This window comes from Anabaenopsis sp. NIES-4685, assembly GCF_059725405.1.
This window is the reverse complement of the sequence record NZ_AP043602.1, coordinates 811,463-833,516: the sequence shown is the minus strand read 5'-3', so window position 1 is coordinate 833,516 and position 22,054 is coordinate 811,463. Positions and strand designations below refer to the sequence as shown.

At 42.3% G+C, this 22,054-nt stretch carries 19 protein-coding genes, 1 other RNA gene and 1 pseudogene; 8 read left to right on the top strand and 13 right to left on the bottom strand.

All coding sequences use genetic code 11. The annotated features are described in order from the left end of the window. Positions 1-6 precede the first annotated feature (6 nt). The 4 genes and pseudogenes from rnc to groL all read right to left on the bottom strand — a co-directional run bounded on the left by rnc (position 7) and on the right by groL (position 3,728). A complete protein-coding gene (rnc, locus tag AC6IZ0_RS03645) occupies positions 7-726 on the bottom strand; it encodes a ribonuclease III (RefSeq protein WP_497725139.1) in 720 nt (239 codons plus the stop codon). Positions 727-761: 35 nt separating this feature from the next. Next, an RNA gene (rnpB, locus tag AC6IZ0_RS03640) (RNase P RNA component class A) lies at positions 762-1,139 on the bottom strand. Between the two features lie 53 nt (positions 1,140-1,192). Further along, a pseudogene (locus tag AC6IZ0_RS03635) lies at positions 1,193-1,893 on the bottom strand (hypothetical protein). 164 nt (positions 1,894-2,057) lie between these two features. Beyond that, positions 2,058-3,728, bottom strand: coding sequence for a chaperonin GroEL (gene groL, locus AC6IZ0_RS03630; RefSeq protein ID WP_497725138.1), 1,671 nt, complete (start codon positions 3,726-3,728; stop codon positions 2,058-2,060). 158 nt (positions 3,729-3,886) lie between these two features. Between groL and AC6IZ0_RS03625 the strand changes: the two genes are divergently transcribed. Next, positions 3,887-4,969, top strand: coding sequence for an MraY family glycosyltransferase (locus AC6IZ0_RS03625; RefSeq protein ID WP_271731483.1), 1,083 nt, complete (start codon positions 3,887-3,889; stop codon positions 4,967-4,969). Here the strand turns inward: AC6IZ0_RS03625 and fabG are convergent, their stop codons facing one another. Further along, complete coding sequence (fabG, locus tag AC6IZ0_RS03620; RefSeq protein WP_271731482.1) at positions 4,970-5,713, bottom strand: 3-oxoacyl-[acyl-carrier-protein] reductase; 744 nt, start codon at positions 5,711-5,713, stop codon at positions 4,970-4,972. 159 nt (positions 5,714-5,872) lie between these two features. Here fabG and AC6IZ0_RS03615 point away from each other — a divergent pair. From AC6IZ0_RS03615 to AC6IZ0_RS03605, 3 genes are all read left to right on the top strand, one after another. Next, positions 5,873-6,747 (top strand): IS630 family transposase gene (locus tag AC6IZ0_RS03615; RefSeq protein WP_497722827.1). Its coding sequence is split into 2 segments (ribosomal slippage): positions 5,873-6,202 and positions 6,205-6,747, totalling 873 coding nucleotides; the frame shifts between segments, so codons are not numbered across the junction. A gap of 159 nt (positions 6,748-6,906) precedes the next feature. Continuing rightward, positions 6,907-7,224, top strand: coding sequence for a thioredoxin (gene trxA, locus AC6IZ0_RS03610; protein WP_271731481.1), 318 nt, complete (start codon positions 6,907-6,909; stop codon positions 7,222-7,224). A gap of 391 nt (positions 7,225-7,615) precedes the next feature. Then, complete coding sequence (locus AC6IZ0_RS03605) at positions 7,616-8,005, top strand: hypothetical protein (RefSeq protein ID WP_271731480.1); 390 nt, start codon at positions 7,616-7,618, stop codon at positions 8,003-8,005. Between the two features lie 17 nt (positions 8,006-8,022). Here the strand turns inward: AC6IZ0_RS03605 and AC6IZ0_RS03600 are convergent, their stop codons facing one another. Further along, on the bottom strand, positions 8,023-8,529 hold the full coding sequence (locus AC6IZ0_RS03600; RefSeq protein WP_497725137.1) for a YraN family protein: 507 nt from the start codon (positions 8,527-8,529) through the stop codon (positions 8,023-8,025). Positions 8,530-8,543: 14 nt separating this feature from the next. On the opposite strand from AC6IZ0_RS03600, the gene AC6IZ0_RS03595 reads away from it, so the two are divergent. Together AC6IZ0_RS03595 and AC6IZ0_RS03590 are read left to right on the top strand one after the other, a co-directional pair. Beyond that, entirely contained in the window at positions 8,544-9,053 is a 510-nt protein-coding gene (locus AC6IZ0_RS03595; protein WP_497725990.1) for a pentapeptide repeat-containing protein, read from the top strand. Positions 9,054-9,149: 96 nt separating this feature from the next. Next, a complete protein-coding gene (locus AC6IZ0_RS03590; protein ID WP_497725136.1) occupies positions 9,150-10,112 on the top strand; it encodes a protochlorophyllide reductase in 963 nt (320 codons plus the stop codon). Positions 10,113-10,220: 108 nt separating this feature from the next. Here the strand turns inward: AC6IZ0_RS03590 and dnaG are convergent, their stop codons facing one another. Next, entirely contained in the window at positions 10,221-12,116 is a 1,896-nt protein-coding gene (gene dnaG, locus AC6IZ0_RS03585) for a DNA primase (RefSeq protein ID WP_497725135.1), read from the bottom strand. A 111-nt stretch (positions 12,117-12,227) separates the two neighbouring features. Here dnaG and tftA point away from each other — a divergent pair, with 111 nt between their 5' ends. Further along, positions 12,228-13,577, top strand: a complete 1,350-nt coding sequence (gene tftA, locus AC6IZ0_RS03580; RefSeq protein ID WP_497725134.1) for a hormogonium tapered terminus morphoprotein TftA — start codon at positions 12,228-12,230, stop codon at positions 13,575-13,577. An 11-nt stretch (positions 13,578-13,588) separates the two neighbouring features. Here tftA and AC6IZ0_RS03575 read toward each other — a convergent pair whose 3' ends face one another. From AC6IZ0_RS03575 to miaA, 6 genes are all read right to left on the bottom strand, one after another. Next, positions 13,589-13,996 carry a hypothetical protein gene (locus AC6IZ0_RS03575; RefSeq protein WP_497725133.1) on the bottom strand — a complete coding sequence of 136 codons (408 nt, stop codon included), beginning with the start codon at positions 13,994-13,996 and terminating at the stop codon, positions 13,589-13,591. Positions 13,997-14,046: 50 nt separating this feature from the next. Beyond that, a complete protein-coding gene (locus AC6IZ0_RS03570; protein WP_497725132.1) occupies positions 14,047-14,217 on the bottom strand; it encodes a hypothetical protein in 171 nt (56 codons plus the stop codon). A gap of 149 nt (positions 14,218-14,366) precedes the next feature. Then, a complete protein-coding gene (locus AC6IZ0_RS03565) occupies positions 14,367-15,380 on the bottom strand; it encodes an IS701 family transposase (protein ID WP_272012089.1) in 1,014 nt (337 codons plus the stop codon). Positions 15,381-15,532: 152 nt separating this feature from the next. Next, the gene (locus tag AC6IZ0_RS03560) at positions 15,533-16,570 is read right to left on the bottom strand and encodes a glycoside hydrolase family 10-like protein (RefSeq protein WP_497725131.1); all 1,038 of its coding nucleotides are present in this window, start codon (positions 16,568-16,570) and stop codon (positions 15,533-15,535) included. 228 nt (positions 16,571-16,798) lie between these two features. Next, entirely contained in the window at positions 16,799-18,271 is a 1,473-nt protein-coding gene (glcD, locus tag AC6IZ0_RS03555) for a glycolate oxidase subunit GlcD (protein WP_497725130.1), read from the bottom strand. 101 nt (positions 18,272-18,372) lie between these two features. After that, positions 18,373-19,263 (bottom strand): tRNA (adenosine(37)-N6)-dimethylallyltransferase MiaA, encoded by an 891-nt coding sequence (gene miaA, locus AC6IZ0_RS03550; protein ID WP_497725129.1) that lies wholly within the window; start codon positions 19,261-19,263, stop codon positions 18,373-18,375. 321 nt (positions 19,264-19,584) lie between these two features. Here miaA and gyrB point away from each other — a divergent pair, with 321 nt between their 5' ends. After that, positions 19,585-21,522, top strand: coding sequence for a DNA topoisomerase (ATP-hydrolyzing) subunit B (gyrB, locus tag AC6IZ0_RS03545; RefSeq protein ID WP_271731804.1), 1,938 nt, complete (start codon positions 19,585-19,587; stop codon positions 21,520-21,522). Positions 21,523-22,054: the final 532 nt, after the last annotated feature.

The window sequence follows — 22,054 nt, the reverse complement described above, 5'->3', positions numbered from 1 at the left end:
TTATATTCACTGTTTTTCTGGGGGAGAAATAGCTAAAAAAGCTACCTTGGCTGCGGCTTGCTCCGCAGCTTTGATTGAGCGTCCTTTACCTTCACCTAGTTTATTGTCATGAAGCCAAACTTCTGCGGCGAAGCGATCTTGATGTGGATTCGGTTGATTAACTTCCCTGACTCGATACTCAGGTAAAACTTTAAATTCTGCCTGTGTCCATTCTTGGAGAGCTGCTTTGTAGTTGAGTCGGGCTGGGTCGCGGCGAATTTCCGTGGCTAACTTTTGCCAGTGAAAATCTAGCCAAGGGCGAATTAATTCCAGGTTGTTTGTGCTCAGGTACAAGGCACCTAGAACAGCTTCAAAAGCATCTGCTAATCGTGATTCTTGACCAATTTTATCACTGGTAGCACTACCGACCACAAGTAAATATAACTGGAAACCATATTCTCTTGCTAGTTGAGCCAGGATGCGATCGCTCACCAAAACTGAACGAATAGCAGCAAAATCCCCTACTGGACAATCAGGATATGTTTCCCACAAAACTACCGAGGCCGCCAGTCGCACCACCGCATCACCGACAAACTCCAATTGTTGATAATTTGCGGATTCAGAAACACTAGGATGAGTCAGAGCCAAATCCAACAGTTCCCACTTAATGGGTAAACCTGGTGGTAAACCTAACTTTCTGACTAAACTTTCGAGCTGTCGCTGACGACGTGGATAAACAAGTGTCATTAAACCGGATGGGGGGCTGGGGAATAAAAAGAGGGGGAGAGAGTCGGACATAAGCCGGGTTCTGTTCTCGCCGACTGTTAAAAAACACCTTTGAGGGCAGTTATCTATCTGGGACGCTTGTTACCAAACGCCTCTAGCGGCTCTAATCATTGGAAACTGGTAAAAGACCAACCTTTGTTTCCTTTCGCCTTGCTCCCAACCGGGGTTTACCGAGCCACAACCTCTCGGTTGTGCTGGTGCGCTCTTACCGCACCTTTGCACCCTTACCTTTAAAAAAAAGGCGGTATCTTTCTGTGGCACTATCCTCGCGATCGCTCGCACTGGGGGTTATCCAGCAAGTTTGGTCTTTGGGGAGCCCGGACTTTCCTCAAACCAGTCACTGTAACTGATCTGCAACCGCCTGCGCCTACTCTCTCCCCAACTCCAGTGTAATCCGGGATGGCACAATGTGCCTGGTTTGGATTACTTATTTTTTCTTCCAAGGCAAAGCATAAGTCCAGGGTACTTTTCTAATAGTGAAAGGACAATTGATAATACAAGTGGGGGGATATCCACACCCGGGGCTAGACCCACACGTAATTCAGAGATGCGTAACACTAGCTGGAGTGAAAATGTCAAGTCCTTTCTTTCCTTCATAAAATCGTTATATAACTTTTTTTGCGGTTCACCACCTTTACTTAGTGCTGTGATATTAACTATGGGTTTGGTAGCAGAGTAGGTTCCTGTGGCGGCATCACGGTCAAAAACATCTTCTGCTGTTACCGTTTCTGAAAGAGTTTTCTGGGGAGCAATCAGGCTAGGACTTTGTGGTACACCTAAGTCACGGGTTAAATCAGGTGATTTGCGAATGACTCGACGTGATTGCTTGCTATGTTCCACCACTAAAGAGCTATTGTCCCAGTCTACATATATGGCAATATTATCGGATTTATTTTCAATACTCAGGGATAAATCTTTGACGTCATCTACGGCATATAAGGATTTGAATTTAAAAGAAATCCCCACTTGGTCGAGGAGATTTTGTTCTTTGAGTTGTTGATCAACAGCTGCTTTTTGAAATTCAAATTTTACTTGATCATCAATAGACTCCACCATACGATTAAAGACGTAAGCAACGCCAATAATATAGAGGGTCAAAATAACTAAATTTTGGTCGCCACTCCTCATAATTCATTCCCTAACTGTTTACAGTTTTAACCCATAGGAATCATTTGATCAGTATACCAGCGTCGCGCCAGCCCAACGCTCCCGCCAGACTTGGAGATGAAAAAAAACAGTTTGCCTGAGCAAGGCAAACTGCACCAGAAAATATTTACATTCAGCAACACAGACTAGAACATACCCATACCGCCCATACCGCCCATGCCGCCCATGCCGCCCATGCCGCCCATGCCGCCCATGTCAGGAGCAGGACCTGCGGGTTTCTTCTCTGGTTTTTCGGCGACAATGGCTTCAGTAGTCAAGACCATAGCGGCAATAGAAGCAGCATTTTGCAAAGCTGAACGGACAACTTTCGCAGGATCGATGATGTCGGCAGCAATCAAATCCTCAAATTTGCCAGTAGCGGCGTTGTAACCAATATTGAAATCGCTGCCCTTGACTTGAGAGACAATCACAGAACCTTCGTCACCGGCATTATCTGCTATTTGACGCAAGGGAGCTTCTAATGCGCGTTTGATAATATCCGCGGCAATTTTTTCTTCTTCGTGAAGGGTTGCTTTGATGGCGTCGATTTTCTCGGTCAAGTTGATCAGGGTTGTACCACCACCGGGAACTATCCCTTCTTCTACAGCAGCTTTAGTGGCGTTGAGCGCGTCTTCAATCCGTAGTTTGCGGTCTTTGAGTTCGGTTTCTGTGGCTGCACCCACTTTAATGACTGCGACACCGCCTGCTAGCTTGGCAATGCGTTCTTGGAGTTTTTCGCGATCGTAGTCAGAATCAGTTTCTGCCAATTGCTTACGAATTTGAGCAACTCGGGTTTGTACCTCTGGTTTGGTTTCACCACCGGCCACAATTGTGGTGCTTTCTTTGTCAATGGTGATTTTGCGGGCAGTTCCGAGCATTTCTAAAGTAGCAGTGTCTAGACTTAAACCGATTTCTTCAGAAATCATCTGTCCATCGGTGAGAATCGCAATATCTTGTAACAACGCTTTGCGGCGATCGCCAAATCCGGGTGCTTTGATAGCAACCACAGCCAGGACACCGCGAGCTTTATTGACTACTAAAGTTGCTAAAGCGTCTCCTTCTAAGTCTTCGGCAATAATCAGCAAGGGTTGACCCAGACGGGCTACTTTTTCCAACACAGGAACTAAATCCTGGATGCTGCTGATTTTTTTGTCGGTAATCAGGATGCGGGCGTTTTCAAATTCTACGATTTGTCTGTCGTTATTGGTAATGAAGTAGGGAGAAATATAACCCCGGTCAATTTGCATCCCTTCCACTACTTCCAGTTCGGTAGTCAGGGATTTAGATTCTTCCACAGTGATCACACCGTCTTTGGTGACCTTTTCCATGGCTTCGGCAATCATTGCGCCCACTTGTTCATCATTACCGGAGGAAACAGTGGCCACTTGGGCGATCGCACTTCCTTCTACTGGTTTTGCCAACTTGGCAATTTCTTGTACCAACACTTCAATAGTTTTGTCGATCCCCCGCTTCAAGCTCATGGGGTTAGTACCAGCGGCGACGTTCTTTAAACCTTCTCTAATCATCGCCTGTGCTAAAACTGTGGCGGTGGTGGTTCCATCACCAGCGATATCCTTGGTTTTGGATGCCACTTCTTGAATCAGTCTTGCACCGGTGTTTTCTAAGGGATCTTCTAGTTCAACTTCTTTGGCAACTGTGATCCCATCATTAACGATTTGGGGCGCGCCAAATTTTTTTTCTAAAAGGACGTTACGACCTCTAGGTCCGAGGGTGATTTTTACCGCGTCAGCTATGGCGTTAACACCTTTCTCTAGCGCGCGCCGTGACTCTTCATCAAATGAAATAATTTTTGCCATGTTTTATCTCTCTAGTCCTTCCATTAGACAATTTAGCACTCACTAGACTAGAGTGCTAATCACCAAACAGTTCAGATTATAAATGCAAATTCCCAAAATTGAGTAATATTACAGTTGATACTCATATAGGACAATGGCAGTAATGCTTGAATTGGGGGATGAATCTAGACAACTTTCTTAAGTCCCTCGGCATTGCCGACCCTAGCGGTTCCGGCTGGTTGGCAGTAGTATTTACGTTTCTTTTGGCTTGGTTGGTAACCTGGCGTTTGATTCCCACAATACGCAAATTTGCCTTGCGGGTAGGTTGGGCTGACCAACCAAATGCACGACGACTCAACCAGCAGCCTTTACCCAATGCGGGTGGTTTAGCTATTTATGCGGGAGTGATTGCCGCTATGGTACTAGCTAGCCTGTTACGACCTATTGCCCTGCAAAGCGTCTTGGCTCAAGTCCTAACCATTTTACTAGGAGGTTCCATCCTAGTGCTTGTTGGTTTTATTGATGATCAGTTCGGTTTGCCGCCCTCTGTGCGCCTGTGGGCACAGATTGTCACGGCATTGTTGCTGTATGCCAACGGCATCAGGATTGATGTTGGATTGAACACGCCCCTAGACTCGCTATTTTCCATGGCGATAACGGTACTTTGGGTAGTAGGTATCACTAACGCCATCAATTTGATGGACGGTATGGATGGATTGGCTGGGGGAGTGAGTTTTATCACTGCCATGAGTTTGTTAGGGGTTGCTGCCCAATTTCCCAATCGGGCGGCTGCTATTTTAGTGCTGGCAGCTTTAGGGGGTGGAGCTTTGGGCTTTTTGCGCCATAACTTCCACCCCTCAAGGATTATCATGGGTGATGCTGGTGCATACTTTTTTGGTTATGTCCTAGCTGCAACTAGTATTTTAGGTAACCTGCAACAAAATACAATTTTTGCCCTCGGACCGACGATTTTATTTCTCATATTGCCAGTATTGGATACTACACAAGTGTTTATCCGCAGGTTATTGGCAGGAAAAAACCCTCTGAGTACCCCCGGTAAAGACCACATACACCACCGCTTACTCGCCTGGGGATTTTCCCAAGGCCATGCTGCCTTGACTCTGTGGAGTATCACTTTAGTTTTTAACTTGCTAGCCATGAGAATACAAGGCATGACTGTGGTGGTGATATTGACCACTGCCATTAGTATTGTCATGCTCTTGAGCTTTACCATCTGGCAAAGAACCTGGAGTCACTCATGATTACATTACCATGCCGCCATCAACGTTAAAGACTTGTCCAGTAATGTAAGCAGCAGCAGGATCAGCAGCGAGGAACCGCACCATACCAGCTATTTCTTCTGGTTGACCGTAGCGACCCAGAGGGATATATTTCAAAATATCTTCGGTGTTGCTAAGTTTACTGGTCATGTCTGTGGCAATAAAACCAGGAGCAACGGCATTAACTGTGATCCCGCGAGAAGCGAGTTCTTTGGCGACTGTTTTAGTAAAGCCGATGACCCCTGCTTTGGCGGCGCTATAGTTGGCTTGACCAGGGTTACCCATTTGTCCAGCTACGGAGGCAATATTAATAATGCGTCCAGAACGTTGTTTGAGCATGATTTTACTGGCGGCGCGTGTGCATAAGAACACACCTGTCAGGTTGAGGTCAATTACTGCTTGCCAATCTTCTGGCTTCATGCGTAAAAGTAATGTGTCGCGAGTAATACCGGCATTATTGACAATAATATCAAGGCGCTGAAACTTTTCTATGGTGGCGTTAAATAATGCCTCCACTTGCTCAACCTTTGATACATCAGCTTTTAGGGCAATAGCCTGACCTCCGGCGGCATTAATTTCTGCGGCTACAGTGTCGGCAGCACCGCTAGAACTAGCATAATTAACTACTATACTCGCTCCTTGTTTAGCTAGTTCTAAAGCGATCGCTCGTCCAATCCCCCGTGAAGCCCCTGTGACAATTGCAACTTTTCCCTGCAAGGTTTCCATAAATTATTCCTTTTGCTTTTCAAATAACCGCGCTAATAATCTTATGGTGATTTGTGCTTATAATTGCAGGATTTTAGATTTATAGCAACCGCCAAGGTAATTTAAGCATAAACTATAAGTAGTCCCTTTTCATGTGAAGCGATCGCTTGCTACAGGTATATGCCCAAGCCGTACAGTTACGACCTTCGTCAAAAAGTAATCCAAGCGATTGAACTCGATGGCTTGAAGAAAACTGAAGCCAGTCAAATGTTTAATATTAGTCGCAACACCATCACCCTATGGTTGAAGCGAAAAACCGAAACGGGGGACTTCCAAGCCTTGCCTAGTAAGCGTCCTGGGAATGGTCACAAAATTACCGATTGGGAAAAATTTCGTGAGTTCGCTTCCGTGCATGGCGATAAAACCCAAGTAGAGATGGCCTCACTTTGGCCTGAAGAAATTAGCGAGCGCACAATCTCAAGAGCTTTGAAAAAAATTGGTTTTACGCGAAAAAAAAGACTTATGGCTACCGTGAGCGCGATGAGGTTAAACGACAGGCTTTCGTAACGCAGTTGTCTAAGTTACCTGTGGAGAAGATTGTATACCTCGATGAGTCAGGAATGGACAACCGAGACCAGTATGATTACGGTTGGAACTCAAAAGGACAGCGCTTCCATGCACTTAAATCAGGTCGTCGTCAAGGTCGGGTGAACATAATTGCCGCGCTGTGTAACCATCAGCTGATAGCTCCTTTCACTGTTGAGGGTGCGTGTAATCGAATAGTATTTGAGACTTGGCTTGAAGCTTGTTTGCTTCCCACACTCAAACCGGGACAGGTTGTGGTGATGGATAATGCTACATTTCATAAAGGTGGGCGCATTCAACAACTGATTGAGTACGCAGGGTGTGAAGTGTTGTACCTACCACCTTATTCTCCAGACCTGAATCAGATTGAAAAATGTTGGTCTTGGTTAAAAAGTCGAATCCGCAAAAAACTTGAGCAGTTTGATTCTTTACGAGATGCCATTGAGGATGTCTTACTTTTTGCGTCCTAACCTCCTTGGCGGTTGCTATAATTGCTTGCTGATCCGGATATCTATACCTTTGGGAAGATGGGGAAATTGAGCAACAATAAAAACAAAATGATGATATGCCGATTCTTTAAGGTACACATTACCATTAAAAGCAATCAATAAAGATTTGGTGTGTGTCACATGGCGACAAAAAAACAATTCAACAGTTTTGAAGAGATGTTATCTGGTTCTGATGTACCAGTATTAGTGGATTTTTATGCTGATTGGTGTGGCCCCTGTCAGATGATGGTGCCAATTTTAGAGAAAGTTAATGCTCAATTACAAAATCGGTTGCGTGTCGTAAAAATTGATACTGAAAAGTATACAGTGCTAGCAAATCAGTACCAAATTACTGCCTTACCAACATTGGTACTATTTAAGCAAGGTCAGCCAGTGGAGAGAATTGAGGGAGTGATGCAAGCAGAACAACTAGTGCAACATCTGCAAAATTTCATTTAAAACAGATTAAGTTATAGAGACGCACAATTGTGCGTCTCTAGATATTAAAAAACATTAATTTTTAGTCATTAAATGTTAAGATATAAAACATGGATTGCATGCGGAAACATTCTATGTAAGTTTACTTAAAATTTGATTTAGCTGGTACTGCTAGTACATCCGTATATTCCGGCCGAATAGGCATTTAATCGAGGCAAAACGTACTAGAGTTTACCTTCATAGCCTAATATTATGTAACTTTCATGTGAATTGGGAACATACAAAACCATGAAATAGGATGAAAATTGGGTAGACCTCCCCATATAAAAACGGGTGCTTTTACCCTATTCGCAAGGGCGATCTATTGAGGAAGATGGAAATGTAGGATGGGCGGTAATCCCAAGCAGCAACTATGGAATATTTATATTACCTGGCAAATGCCAGTATAACCCTGAGAATTGTACAACATCTCCACACCAGACCTCAGATGCCAGTTTCTTTCGTCACCGTAATTCATCAAATTGATGGGTGGGTGGTGAGAATAAAATTAAGAGAGGAAGTTTCGCCCCAGGAGGATGGGGACTTTCGAGCTTTTCTCAATGAATTAGGAATTAGGTATACACCACCAATGCGGGTGCAGATGGCACTTTGGAGTTTACAAGGGGGACAATGTCCCGTAGAGGTAATGCGCCGCTACCAAGTGGCCATAGTTTCTCATGGTAACCCTGAGAAAGAAGAAATTGAAGCCTTCCGACAACAATTTGTGCGAGGATTGGGTTACTGTCCGGAAACACTAGCGTGATTGTTAATTCCAGACCATCAGCCATCAGCAAAACAATCAAAAGCTGCTCGGAGATATTCTTGCAAATAAAATTGGTATCCATCTGCGGATAAACTAGCTAAAGGTTCTGAGGTCAATGTCATTCCAGTCCGCTGTTTTGAGATTTGCTGACGGTGGACAATGGCAACATCAAAGCGACATGGGTAGTCAGCCTTGTGAGGATACTCAGCTAAAAATATTTTGGCCGTGCGCCAAATTTTAGCTTGCTTTTGTGGCGTGATGGCACTTTTACCCCCTGCATCCCAACTTCTGGGACTACGGGTTTTGACTTCGACAAATGCTAGTTGGGGTAATTGGTCAACAAACAGACCACCTTCACTACCTAGCTGTTGCTCCTGAAACTGGGCAATAATGTCGATTTCCCCCCAGCGGCTGCAAAAACGACGATGCAAAATAGTCCAGCCCCTAGACTGTAACCATTGTGCTACTAGGTCTTCTCCTAATTCACCAATATCGGGATAATGAGAGAAAGGAGGTTTAGCCATTGGTTAAAAATATGATGAATAATAGATTAAGTAAGGAAAATTGGGCCAGCATACTCGGTGTATTGCTTGGGGTCGTGGTGGGCATGATAATAATTGTAGGGTATACGCCAACAGCTTTAGCCCTAGAATATAACAAAGAGATTTTAATAGAGTCTGACTTTTCCGGACGTGATTTAACAGACTCTAGTTTTACTAAAGCTAATCTCCGCCAGAGTAACTTTAGCCATACTAATTTGCGTGGTGTCAGCTTTTTTGCGGCGAATTTAGAATCGGCAAATTTGGAGAGTGCTGATCTGTCCTTCGCTACTTTAGATTCAGCTCGACTGATTAAAGCTAATTTGACCAATGCGATTTTAGAAGGTGCGTTTGCTTCTAACGCTAGGTTTGATGGTGCGATTATTGATGGTGCTGATTTTACTGATGTTCTGCTGCGTCCGGATGAGGAGAAAAAATTGTGTCAACTTGCCAAAGGTACTAATCCCGTAACAGGAAGAGATACACGGGAGACATTGTTTTGTGAGTAATTCGCTTTTCAAAAGTTAAAACTCGGTGGTTCTGTGATATGAGAACATTAGAGATTATAAAAATGTCACCAGACAATTCATGCAGTTTTAATTAAAATGGCACAACATCAGAAGTCAACAGTCGTGATTACTGGCGCTTCCTCTGGGGTGGGTTTGCAAGCCGCGAGAGCGCTTTCCCAAAGGGGATGGTATGTAGTGATGGCCTGTCGGGATTTATCCAAGGCGGAAAATGCTGCTAAGTCTTTGGGAATGGAGCAGGACAGCTACACAGTCATGCATATTGACTTAGCCTCTTTAGATAGTGTTCGGGAATTTGTCAAGGACTTTCGCGCCAGTGGTAGGTCTTTGGATGCTTTGGTTTGCAATGGGGCAATTTATATGCCTTTAATCAAGGAGCCATTGCGCAGTCCAGAGGGATTTGAACTGACTGTGGCCACAAATCACCTGGGTCATTTCCTTTTGTGTAATTTGCTTTTGGAAGACTTGAAAAATTCCCCATCTACGGAGCCGAGGTTGGTGATTTTGGGAACTGTTACCCATAACCCCAAGGAGTTGGGAGGAAAAATTCCACCGCGTCCAGATTTGGGCGACTTGAAGGGTTTTGCCCAAGGGTTTAAAGATCCAGTCACGATGATTGACGGTAAGAAGTTTGAACCGGTGAAGGCTTACAAGGATAGCAAGGTGTGTAATGTGTTGACTATGAGGGAGCTACATCGGCGTTATCATGAGTCACACGGGATCACTTTTAGCTCGCTCTATCCCGGTTGTGTGGCGACGACTGCTCTGTTTAGAAATCATTATCCTTTGTTTCAGAAGATTTTCCCAGTTTTCCAAAAGTACATTACTGGGGGCTTTGTATCCGAGGAGGAGGCTGGCGATCGCGTGGCAGAAGTGGTGAGCGATCCTGCATATAATCAGTCTGGTGCTTATTGGAGCTGGGGAAATCGACAAAAGAAAAACCGTAAATCATTTCTACAAGAGGTTTCTAATGAAGCCAGTGATGATGACAAGGCTGAACGTCTGTGGGATTTAAGCGCCAAGTTGGTAGGACTAGCTTAGGCTTTTGCTAAGTTGAATCACAGATGAACTTTGTTCATCTGTGGTTTTTTATTGCCATGGGTAAAATTTATTCAGTATGGTGACCCATAGGCAATTTTCAGGATGAAATTAAAGTAAATCTGTAATGGAAAACTGGCGTTGACACTCTAATTCCTGTAGTCGGATTTTTTCCTTGTAGAAAGATTGGTAATCTGATTCTGAGCCGGTTTTTTCCCACAGTTCTAAGAAGTAACGATAGCGTTTTTCTGTAAATACTCTCTCCATCGCAGCCATGGCTGCTTGGACTACTTGGGGTGTCCGGAGGATGTCTTTCTGAGTTTTTTCAGTCAGATGAAATAAATGGGAAATTACCTCAATTGGTTCTGATAATTCTAAATATTTATTTTGTAACCTTGATATTAAATCTAGTTCATCTCCGGTTAATTCCAAAATTTTTTGCCATAATAATCGATGGTGGGAAAGGCTAAATTCTAAATTCCTTGCTTCTAAAGTCTGCAAAATAGCTTGGCGCTGCTCGGGACAGTGCAGATAAATTCTTAATAGTAAAGACTCTGCTAATTCTAAAAGACTTTTATCCCCTGAAATAGGAGAGGGGGTAGGTTTGGGACTATACCATTTTTTCTGAGGGGGTAAAGGTTTATTTGTTATAACTCTAGTGGGCGCAATTTGAGTTAAGAGATTTTCCACCCGTAGGGGTATGAGTCTGGTGTCACCTAAGCTGAGGATTTCCGCACAGTGAGAGATGTAATAATTTCTTGTATCATTATTATCTATATCTTTAAGTAATTTAACTATTTGCTGGCTAACCTGCTGAAAGTCGGCAGCTTGTTTTAAGTCTCGATTGTGAATAATTTGCTGAATCTGCCAATCCAGCCATAGTGGGGCGGTTGCTAGCAGTTTTATATACTCTTCTGGTGTATGAGTATATAAGTATTCGTCAGCATCTTTACCATCGGGAATATTGAGAATCTTCAGCTGTACTTCACCTTTATATGCTAGTGCGGCTATTTCCCCAATGGCGCGTTCAGCAGCGATATTACCGGCTTTGTCAGCATCAAAGTTGAGTATTAATTCTTTAGATTCGGTATAGCGTAAGATTGACCGCACTTGTTCTATGCTTAAGGCTGTACCCAGGGAAGCCACAACATTAGTAATACCAGCAGCATGGAGGGCGATCGCATCAAAATATCCTTCCACTACCACAGCTTGATCAGATTGGGAAATTCCAGTTTTAGCTTGATCAAGGGCGAACAAAGTTTTACCCTTATTAAAAAGCTCGGTGTCTGGCGAATTTAAATACTTTGGCTGCTCATCAGATAGGGTTCTAGCACCAAAAGCAATTATCCGCCCTTGAACATCGCGGATAGGAATCATCAAGCGATCGCGGAACACATCATAATAACCGCCTCCTCCCTGACGCGGCTTAATTAATCCTGCTTTCTCTAATAATTGTACTGGGTAGTGTTTATCTTCCACTAGATAGCGATGTAAAGTTTCCCACCCTGATGGTGCATAACCTAAACCAAACCGCTGAATTGTTTCCTCTTGGAGTTGGCGATCGCGTAGTAAATATTGATATGCTTTTTCTCCCAGGTTCTGTCGGAGAGCGTGTTGATAAAACTGTGCCGCAGAAGCAAGAACCTCATACAACTTTTCTCGTAAAGAAATGTGACGTTGTAATTCTTGACGTTGTTCTGGGGCGAGAGTTTGGATAGGTACTTGATAACGTCGTGCTAAATCTAACACTACTTCCGCAAAAGACTGTTTGCCCAAGTCCATTAAAAACTTGATAGAATTTCCCCCGGCTTGACAGCCGAAACAATAATACATTTGCTTAGTTTGACTGACTGTGAAACTGGGGGTTTTTTCATCGTGGAAGGGACACAAGCCCACAAAATCTTTACCACGCTTGCGTAAAACCACGTACTGTGAAACAATATCAACAATGTCAGCACGCTGTTTAATTTCCTCAATTGTATCTGGGTGCAAACGGGGAATTTGCATTTTAGTTCATTATTTTGTAGTCACTAATAGGTATTATATTGTTACTCCAAAGCCAACAATCATGTGTAAAATTCTTTGCACTGAATTTTGATAACACACAGTAACTAAAGAATGGGACGTATTTTTATTTCCGCTGCTGGAGGTAAAGCAGCAAAAGGTTTATATACAGGCTCCATAGCAGGTAATATAAACGAAACCAGAGAAATGATTTTGCTGCGGGATTTAATAGTCACAGAATTACGCGCGCAAAGTTGTAACGTTTTAGCGGTTCCCGATGACCTGAGCGCCACTGAGAGTATTGCTTGGATTAATTCCCGTAGCTGTCCGGGTGATGTCGCCCTAGAAATTCATGCTCAAGCTGCTATAAGTCCCACTCTCCAGGGTGCGGGTGTCCACTACATTGCTGATAACCAAGAGCGTCAAAGTCATGGGGAATTATTATTACTCAAGCTTTTAGGGCGTGTCACGCGGTTAGCAAATTGGGGAGTTAAACCAGATACAGACAGCTGCTTGGGGAGTTTGGCATTTTGCCGCCAGATTATCATTCCTTCTTTATTGATGCAAGTAGGCTTTCTCAGCAGTCCAGAAGATTGCTTATTGTTACAAAATTATCGCCGTGATTTTGCCTTGGGAATTGCTGAGGGTTTAATATCTTGGAGTCGGCTAATTGACCGCAGTACTGTAAATGCTGTTGTATCTGATTACCCAGTTATTGATATTCATATTAATGGGCAAAAATATGGGGAGAAAGGAATATTAGTTAATGGTAATTGCTACATTCCGATTAACATAGTAGATCAACTACAAATTGATTTATTAAAGTTAAGAGATGTTCACCGCATTAGTTACCATAGAATAGTTTATATTAAAGCTGTGGATTTAAGAGAATTTCACGTTCAAATTACATGGGATACCACAATTAATCTAGTTACTTTACGCTCAAATTTATTAATTTGCGTTGATCAAATAGACCGCATTATGTCAAGGGGTAACACATCGGAAGTAGAGTTACAATTATTCCTGAAAAGCAACCATGAAAAAGCTTTAGTAAATTTTTCACAGATAGCCCAATTGTATCGAGAAGAGGGTAAGATTGAGGGTGTAAACTATGACATTGCTTTCTGCCAAATGTGCTTAGAAACTGAATTTTTACGTTTTGGGGGCGATGTCAGACCTGAGCAAAATAACTTTGCTGGTTTGGGTTGTATTGGTGGTAGTGTTGAAGCTGCGTCTTTTCCTAGCGCCAGAATTGGTGTGAGAGCGCATATTCAACACTTAAAAGCCTATGGGAGTCTTGAACCTTTAGTAACCGAAGTGGTAGACCCACGATTTCGCTTTATCACCCGGGGAATTGCGCCATCAATTTATCAACTTTCTGGGCGGTGGTCAGCAGATTTAGATTATGGTACAAAAATCTTAGCAATCATGAAACGCTTATATACTTCAGCACAGATTTTGTGATGTCACTGATATCAAAGGATTAAATAGCTGCGCCAATTCCCTTGTGACTCCTGATTTTGTTGTTGGGGAACTAGCAAGCGCCAGCTCTTACCTTCTTGCTGAATTTGCAAATAAATTTCAAAAGGTTGTTGGTGTTGTGTTAACTGTCTTTTGGGAAGGTGCAAAATTAAATCGTAGGTTCCCCGGACGCGGAAAGCTGGTAGGTTTTCAATGGTTAGGGGTTGTTCCTGGCGAATTTTTAAATGTTTGATTTCAAAATCGGATAAGTCTAAATCCAGTTTTTGGTTGAGTTGCTGCTGAGTTTGTTCTACCTGGAGTGCGATCGCTTTTTGGACTAACTGAGTAGTCGGTAATAGTCCGATGGTACCACACCCTGTCAATAACGCCAGTAAAATACCCGTCACCAAAAGCCGTATCATATTAAATGCATATACAATCTGTCAGCGATAGTATACAGCAATTTCCCTGGTTAAGGTCTAACAGCTTTAGCGACAAACAATTTCTGAAACACTTGTAGCCTTTGCTGGGGAGGTTCTGGGGTGATGCTACCCCACAAACTTTCCCAGTAAAAAAACGAAATACCAGTAAAATTGCGATCGCGTACCGTTTTCACCTGTGCTTGAATTTGGGAAATCTTCATAGGACTAGTAGAGGTTCCGGTTAAAATACCAATACTAACCGGTATCCGAGTCCGAGCAAATTTTACTGCTGGTTGTTCTAATTCAGTCAGGACTTACGCAACTGGCACAAATAGGGAGCGGAGGGAACCGCGCCACGGGACAATTTCAATTAAACCAAGCACATAGGAATACTTGGGCGTTTGAGTTGCTGTATTAAATAATTAGACAGCAAATTATGCTTGATTTGATAAACAGTTTGGCCAGTTTGATAGGCTAAATTCTTTAATCTAATCCAAACCAACATTGCACAAGCAATATGATTTCTTTGAAGCCTAGCTTTACGACATTGACAAGATTCAATCCCTGTTAGTTGTTTAATCTCTCTGTGAAACTCCTCAATTTTCCAACGAATTTTACACACTTCTTGTACAACATTCGTGGAACTTTGAGATAAATCGTTGGTAGCGACATAATCCGTTCTGTTGTTAGAAACAGCAACCCGGAATAATTTCACTTTTTTCTGGGCGGGAAATCCTTTAATTTTTATGATTTTACCACATTCTGATTCTTCTTCGCTCCATTCTAATAATTCAATTCGTTTATATTTTTCTTTACCCAATGTATCATCAACTAACCGATTATTTTTTAAAGGGCAATAATAAACTTTCTCTAGACTATCAATATAAAGCATTAAACTGTTTACCGCATACCACGTGTCCATCAACACCGTATCAAACGGTAAAAGCTTTTGATACACCAGGTTTGACAGCATATCCTTCACATGGTCTATCTTGGTTTTACCATCCACATCAGGATTAAAAATTCGATAATCTACTACCCAAAATCTTTTAAATTGAGGGTTCACATATACACAACTAACCACACCAATTCCTTTGACTACACCATGTTCATTCCCACTATATTGTCTCCTCACCATCTCTATTTCTTGAGAATATCTTTTGTCTAAAACGCTATCATCAAATATTATGTAACCATTGGCATCTTCCTCAATTATGTCTTTCACATTTTCCCATAGTAACCTAGGTGTTAGCTTTTCTCTCTTCAAATAATAATTAATTGCATCATGGCTAATCTGCTCTAAATGCTCTGCTAAATTGGTAATCGTGTAATTAATTTGACTGCTTAATAAGTATTGGCAGTAATTAAGCTTTGTAAATCTCATGCTCATCACCAACATTATCTCTTACACCCTCTACCTATTTTCTCATGAATCGCTATCTGAATCTGGTTTTATTCATACTTTTTTACTATCAACTGCACTAGGCATCCCCCCGTGCCATTGACATCACTTATATAATACCAATGTGCTTTCATTTAGCAATTGCTACACACTGATGCAAGCTCTGCGTAGCGATCGCCTGTGCCAGTTGCGTAAGTCCTATCAGTAATAAAACTCTTTTGATTATTGCGATATACCTGCAATATTAGCTCATCTACTAAACCTCTTCTTACCCAGGTTTCCCAGTCTTGTAAATAGTATTTATAGGCAAAACCCTGTGAATTTGGGGATAGAGATATGACCGCATTAGGTTTAATTGCTTTCACACTTTGATGAACTTTTACCATAAAATCAGTAATCTTATTAGCGCGCCAACTCATCCATTCTGGATTAAACGGGTCACTAGGAGGACTTTTACCTTGATGTTCTTGGCGATAGAGATCAACTGTGAAAGCATCATAACCAAATTCTACAGGCATACCAAAATGATCATCTAATTGAATGCCATCCACATGATAAATGCTGACAACTTCCTGAATTAAACCTAACATAAACTGCTGCACTTCTGGGTGCAGAGCATTTAACCAAGCTTGCTGATGTCCTGAATTATCATTTATTTCTTCTAAAGGAACTTCGTTAGTAGATTTTATCCCTTCTTTTCCCATGGTTAACCAATCCGGATAACCCTTGGCTAATTGTGAATGAGGTGGGGTCATAAAACCATATTCAAACCAAGGAATCACACTTAAATTTTGAGGTCTAGCCAGTTGAATAATTTTTGCTAAAACATCTTGTCCGCCGTGCATGATATTTAGTAAAGTATCAGCATCAGAGCCTGTTACACTTTTAGCTAACTTACTCTTATAGAAAGTATGGCCTCGATTCCACACCACAGGGTAAATAGTATTAAAGTTTAGCGCAGATAATTGTGTAACAGCGCGGTGAATTCCCCAGGGCAAAAATAAAACGCCACTAGCAACATTAGTTAGCCAAACCCCTCGTAGTTCTGTTGTTATTGGTAAGCTTTTATCCGATTGAGATCCCGTTAGTAAAGGAAAAGAAAATACTGTGTAGGCGATTACAAATCCCCAACACAGTAAGTAAAAAAAACTACGTTTATTCAACCTATTCATTTATGGGCTTGACTTTGTTTTTTACTGAGAAACAGTTTTATAAAGCCTTTTTCAGTCTCATGAAGTACACACCAATTCCCTGTTCCCTGTTCCCTGTTCCCTGTTCCCTCAAACTAAAAAAAATGTACCTCACGAGCATGGGAAATGCTATATACATATTTAACTAACATTTCTCAGAATTATGTGATGATATCCTCAATACAAAACTCACCCTAACTTAAAGCCAAATTAAAATTTTTCCACGCCGGGAAACTGCTTGATGTTTCCTGAATTTGCGGCTTCGCCACAAGTGCGGGGGGTAGGAAATATTTTACCAGGATTTGCTAAACCTTGGGGATTAAATACCAGCCTGACCCATTGCATAGTTTCCAAGTCAGCCGGGGTAAACATATCTGGCATATAGCATTTTTTATCAGCACCAATACCATGTTCACCGGAAATACTGCCACCGACTTTAACACAAAGCTTCAGAATTTCTCCCCCTACTTCTTCTACTTTTTCCAAGGCTCCTGGTATAGAATTATCATACAGAATCAAAGGGTGTAAATTACCATCGCCAGCATGAAATACATTGGCAATTTTATAACCATATTTTTCACTTAATGCCTCAATTTCTTGGAGGACATAAGGTAACTGAGTCCGGGGGATGACACCATCTTGGACATAATAATCTGGGCTTAAGTGTCCAGCGGCTGCGAAAGCTGCTTTCCGTCCTTTCCAAAGTTTTAAACGTGTCTCTGGGTCACTAGCACTAGTTACATTTCGCGCCCCATTTTGGCGACAAATTTCAATAACCCGTTGTTTATTGACCTGAACTTCCACATCTAAACCATCGATTTCTACTAATAAAATAGCCGTAGCATCGCGAGGATAACAATTTGTGGCGACAACATCCTCAACTGCATTAATGCTGATGTTATCCATCATTTCCATCCCACCGGGAATAATTCCGGCGCTGATAATATCAGAAACCGTTGCTCCAGCCGCTTCGATACTGGTAAAATCGGCTAATAACACACAAATTGATTCGGCACTTTTGAGGATTTTCAGAGTAATTTCTGTAGCGATACCTAAAGTACCTTCAGAACCCACAAATACACCTGTTAAATCATAACCAGGTGTTTCGGGAATTTGCCCCCCTAAATCTAAAATTTCCCCGGTGGGCGTGACAATTTTTAAACCCAAGACATGGTTAGTTGTGACACCGTACTTTAAACAATGTACTCCCCCTGAGTTTTCCGCCACATTACCCCCAATTGAGCAGATAATTTGACTAGATGGGTCTGGTGCATAATAAAATCCCGCCCCGCTGACGGTTTGTGTTACCCAGCTATTAATTACCCCTGGTTGTACTACAATGCGCTGATTATCTAAATCAATATTCAGGATTTGCCGCATTAGGGAAGTGACAATTAAAACAGAATTTTCCGAAGGTAAAGCCCCTCCAGATAAACCAGTACCAGAACCACGGGCGATAAAGGGTACAGAATATTGATTGCATATTTTGACAATTTGGGCAATTTGTTCTGTAGTTCTGGGTAGTAATACCACAGCAGGGCGTTGACGATAACTGGTTAAACCATCGCACTCATAGGTGATGAGTTCTTCACGGCGTTGTACCACGCCATTTTTACCAACTACGGTTTCAAATGCTTTAATAATAGCTTTCCAGTTGTATTGCTTTTTCTCTTGGATGAGCATAGCTTTTTATAGTCAAATGTAGATATATCTTCATTGTTACCAGAATAGCGCTTGCAAAGGGGGAGAGTTACTACTTTTATCCCAGAGTTGAGGCTTTGCTGCTAAACAAATTCCCCTACTCGTCGCCCAACCTTTTCTAGTAAATCAGGATCATCTGCGTTAAACCACTGAATTTGAGGATATGCTTTAAACCAAGTACGCTGGCGCTTGGCAAATTGTCGTGTATGTAGAACAGTTAATTCTTTGGCTGACTCTAAAGAAATTTTACCCGCCAAATACTGGTTAATTTCTTGATATCCCAAGGTATTTAATAAAGGTAAATCAGCACCATATTTTTGAGAGAGATATTCTACCTCAGCCACTAAACCATCAGCGATCATTTGTTCGGTTCGCCTGTGAATGCGCAGCCTTAGTTTTTCCGGGTCACAATCTAGACCTATTTGCAAAATTGGGTAATCTGGGGGGTTCTCTCCTTGCTGCTGGGAAATGGGGCAACCGGTAATGTAAAATACTTCTAATGCTCGTAAAGTCCGGACAGTATCATGGGGATGAATTTTTTGGGACGCGATCGCATCTACTTGTTTTAAAATGCCATATAGGGAGGTTTGTCCTAAAGATTCCAGTTGCGATCGCAATTCTGGATGTGGTGCAACCCTGGGAATTTTCATTCCTTGAACGATAGAGCGGATGTACAAACCAGTACCACCAACTAACAGTAGTGGAGATTGGGGTAGGGAAGTAATTAAACTTTGTGCTTGTTCCTGATAGTCTGCTACCGTCATAGTGTCCCTGGGGTCGCAGATATCTATTAGATAATGTGGTACTAATTTTTGTTCTGTAGATGTTGGTTTCGCCGTTCCAATATTAAATTCCCGGTACACCTGACGGGAATCAGCACTGAGGATGACAGAATCTAAACCCCCGGCTAAACTCAAAGCCAAACCTGATTTACCTGTGGCCGTCGCACCACAAATTACAATCAATTTAGTCATTTATCTTAACTTCCCATACTCACCGGTTTCTAGTCAAGCTTTTGTGATAGAATCCTAAAGTTTTTATTTTATTTTTTCTCATAGGTAGTTTCCTAGCCCTTACTAATTAAAATTCATATACTACAGATAATACAGAGTGCATCTCAGTAACTGCAAATTTTGAGGCAATCAGTTCACAAAACTTATGGGGTTATATCCCCTAGATAAACTTCTCATAAAAATGGTCTACAGTCCTCATTAACCCTTTTGTGTTATAATTTTGGGGTGTTTTAACTTTTTTGTTTTTGGGCGACTTTCAACCCACGCATCAGGAGAATTTTCATGACGAGCAGTTACAGTGCCGATCAGATTCAAGTTCTGGAAGGTCTGGAAGCCGTCCGCAAACGGCCAGGGATGTACATCGGGACTACAGGGCCGCGAGGACTCCACCATTTAGTTTATGAGGTGGTAGATAACTCTATTGATGAAGCTTTGGCGGGTCACTGTACCCATATAGAAGTGGATATCAATGCTGATGGTTCCGTGACCGTCACAGATGATGGTCGGGGTATTCCCACCGACACTCACTCGCGCACGGGGAAATCTGCTTTGGAAACTGTGTTAACCGTACTACACGCTGGGGGTAAGTTTGGGGGTGGTGGTTACAAGGTATCTGGGGGATTACACGGGGTGGGGATTTCCGTAGTTAACGCCCTGTCGGAACTAGTAGAAGTGACTGTTTGGCGGGATTATAAGGTTCATGTCCAGCGCTATGAAAGAGGTCTACCAGTTACTGAACTGCAAGTAAAGCCTGAAAAAGATGGCAGAACCGGGACTTCTGTCAAATTTAAGCCAGATTACCAAATCTTTACTACTGGTATTGAGTTTGATTACATGACTTTAGCAGGTCGCCTGCGGGAACTGGCGTATCTAAATGCAGGTGTCAAAATTACCTTTAGCGACCATCGGCTGGAACTGCTCAAAAGCGATACACCCAGGGTAGAAACCTACGAATACAAGGGTGGGATTAAAGAGTATGTTGGTTACTTGAACCGCGAGAAGCAACCACTACACGAAGAAATTATTTATGTGCATGGAGAACGCAATAATGTACAAGTAGAAGTTTCTTTACAGTGGTGTACTGATGCTTACACAGACAATGTGCTGGGGTTTGCTAATAATATTCGCACCGTTGATGGTGGTACTCACTTAGAAGGGTTAAAGGCGGTTCTGACTCGCACTTTAAATGCCATCGCTCGCAAGCGCAATAAAATTAAAGAGAATGAATCTAACCTCAGTGGTGAACACGTGCGGGAAGGTTTGACAGCAGTAATTTCTGTGAAAGTCCCCGACCCAGAATTTGAAGGACAAACTAAAACCAAACTGGGTAATACTGAAGTTCGCGGGATTGTTGATTCTTTGGTGGGAGAAGTCCTCAGTGAGTATTTAGAATTTCATCCGGGAATCGCTGACTCGATTTTAGATAAAGCTATTCAAGCCTTTAAAGCGGCCGAAGCAGCTCGTCATGCGCGGGAGTTAGTGCGGCGCAAATCTGTTCTGGAATCTTCACCCTTACCAGGTAAATTAGCAGATTGCAGTTCTCGTGACCCAGCAGAGTCGGAAATCTTTATCGTGGAGGGCGACTCAGCAGGTGGGAGTGCTAAACAAGGACGCGATCGCCGTACCCAAGCCATCCTCCCCCTTCGTGGTAAAATCCTCAATATCGAGAAGACAGACGACGCTAAAATCTATAAAAATAACGAAGTCCAAGCATTAATTACAGCCCTGGGTTTAGGGGTAAAAGGTGACGAATTTGACGCTTCCCAACTGCGTTATCATCGCATTGTGATTATGACTGATGCTGATGTTGATGGGGCGCACATCCGTACACTATTGTTAACTTTCTTTTATCGATATCAGCGATCGCTCATTGAACAGGGTTTTATATATATTGCTTGTCCACCACTATTTAAATTAGAACGGGGACGCAATCATGAGTATTGCTATAGCGATCGGGAATTACAACAAAAAATTGCTCAATTCCCCAGCAACGCTAACTATACCATCCAACGTTTCAAAGGTTTGGGTGAAATGATGCCTCAACAACTCTGGGACACGACCATGAACCCAGAAACCAGGAAAATGAAGCAGGTGGAAATTGAAGACGCAGCGGAAGCTGATCGCATTTTTACAATTTTAATGGGCGATCGCGTTGCACCCAGACGCGAATTCATCGAAACCTATGCTTCTAAACTCAATCTCACGGATTTAGATATCTAAATACTTAGATATCTAAATCCCTTGATATAGCGTTGATAACGAAAATGGCGAAAAACCTGATTGTTCATAAAAATATCGCGGTCAGCGGGAAACTCAGCGGTTTTAGCCCTGAGAGGGAAAACTAGGCTTAGACTTTAGCCGACTGGGTAGACGATGTTTGACGACCGGATCTCAGTGTCTTTACACCATCAGAGTGTCAAATAGTTTATCGGGTAATTCTGCCATCAGATTTCCCCGATACTTAGACCACAAGCTAGAACTCAAATAATTTTATCAACAGCAATATTCCCTGCTTAAATTTCCCCGTCGAATCAAAACCGGGGAAATTTGCTTGGTGATTTCTTGTCTGGTCAAATTGTTTGATATAATACATCAAGATAAAACTAGCATAACTATAATTTTTTCAATGGTAGAAATATCACAAAAACAAATTTTTGTCAAGTATATGCCAACTAGATTGTATTGGCACTTTAGTCAGAGTCAAAAGCATCGATATAGCATTTCCCATGCTCGTGAGGTACAAAGTTGTTTA